1 rRNA gene is annotated in these 1,372 nt (G+C 54.0%); it reads right to left on the bottom strand.

Annotation, left to right across the window (positions count from 1 at the left end):
* Nucleotides 1-1,263: ribosomal RNA gene (locus tag BSZ40_RS12135) — 23S ribosomal RNA — on the bottom strand; the annotation flags it as partial.
* Nucleotides 1,264-1,372: the final 109 nt, after the last annotated feature.

Raw genomic sequence — 1,372 nt, 5'->3', positions numbered from 1 at the left:
GGGGGAATAACGTGTTGATGCCACGGCTTCGGCGGTGTGCTTGAGCCCCGCTACATTGTCGGCGCGGAATCACTTGACCAGTGAGCTATTACGCACTCTTTCAAGGATGGCTGCTTCTAAGCCAACCTCCTGGTTGTCTGTGCAACTCCACATCCTTTCCCACTGAGCACACGCTTAGGGGCCTTAGCCGGTGATCTGGGCTGTTTCCCTCTCGACTACGAAGCTTATCCCCCGCAGTCTCACTGCCACGCTCAACTATACTGGCATTCGGAGTTTGGTTGACGTCAGTAACCTTGTAGGGCCCATCGGCCATCCAGTAGCTCTACCTCCAGCAAGCACACGTAACGCTGCACCTAAATGCATTTCGGGGAGAACCAGCTATCACGGAGTTTGATTGGCCTTTCACCCCTACCCACAGTTCATCCCCTCCATTTTCAACTGAAGTGGGTTCGGTCCTCCACACGCTCTTACACGTGCTTCAACCTGACCATGGGTAGATCACTCCGCTTCGGGTCTACAGCATGCGACTAAAACGCCATATTTCAGACTCGCTTTCGCTACGGCTTCCCCACCCGGGTTAACCTCGCCACATACCAGTAACTCGCAGGCTCATTCTTCAAAAGGCACGCCGTCACCCCACAAAAAGAAGGCTCCGACGGATTGTAAGCATCCGGTTTCAGGTACTATTTCACTCCCCTCACGGGGTACTTTTCACCATTCCCTCACGGTACTGATCCGCTATCGGTCACTAGGTAGTATTCAGGCTTAGCAAGTGGTCTTGCCAGATTCACACGGGATTTCACGGGCCCCGTCCTACTCGGGAACACACACAACAAGCACACCAGACATTTCAGTTACCGGGCTCTCACCGTCTACGGCAGGCCTTCCCAGACCTTTCACCTACACCCAATGCCACTCGTCCACAGCCGGCAGACCATGACGCACGCGTCCCACAACCCCAAGAATGCAACCCCTGCCGAGTATCACACACCCCTGGTTTAGCCATCATCCGCTTTCGCTCGCCACTACTCACGGAATATCTTTTCCTACGGGTACTGAGATGTTTCACTTCCCCGCGTTCCCCCCACACGCCCTATACATTCAAGCGCGGGTAACCAGACATAACTCTGGCCGGGTTCCCCCATTCGGACACCCTCGGATCAACGCTCGTTTGTCAACTCCCCGAGGCCTATCGCGGACTACCACGTCCTTCATCGGCTCCTAGTGCCAAGGCATCCACCGAATGCTCTAAAAAACTACAAACAAAACACAACAGAAAACAAATAAACCATGAACACGACCACCACGATCATGCTCACACCCACTATACAGTTACAAACCAACCACCCCACACCCCAACAACCCCCCAAAA

This window comes from Buchananella hordeovulneris (genome assembly GCF_001907235.1).
In the GTDB taxonomy this organism is placed as follows: domain Bacteria; phylum Actinomycetota; class Actinomycetes; order Actinomycetales; family Actinomycetaceae; genus Buchananella; species Buchananella hordeovulneris.
This window is presented reverse-complemented; position numbering and strand designations above follow the sequence as displayed.